General features: G+C 35.1%; 1 rRNA gene. It reads left to right on the forward strand.

Annotation, left to right across the window (positions count from 1 at the left end):
* Positions 1-267: 267 nt before the first annotated feature.
* Positions 268-336, forward strand: a 16S ribosomal RNA gene (locus ADA42_RS18650); the annotation flags it as partial.

The raw sequence follows: 336 nt of genomic DNA on the forward strand, positions 1-336 counted from the left end.
AAGTTTTAAAAATATCGAAATTACCTGTTGACTTTGAAGAGATTTAGAGTAACATAGCCGACCTAGCTTGATGATGACGAATCATCGAGAAGATCATTAAGAGAATAGAAGAACAACTTGTGTGGATTTTTACTGGTTGATTAATCGATATATATTATCATTAATTGATTGGTTTAAATTACTCGAAGTTTATTTGAGCGAAATTTAAGTCAGGAAATTGATGAGCCAGAATTGGCACCTTGTCTATAATAAGGTGCAAAATGATTTTAACTGAAGAGTTTGATCATGGCTCAGATTGAACGCTGGCGGCAGGCTTAACACATGCAAGTCGAGCGG

It is taken from the genome of Acinetobacter sp. 243_ASPC, from assembly GCF_001054715.1.
GTDB lineage: Bacteria > Pseudomonadota > Gammaproteobacteria > Pseudomonadales > Moraxellaceae > Acinetobacter > Acinetobacter soli.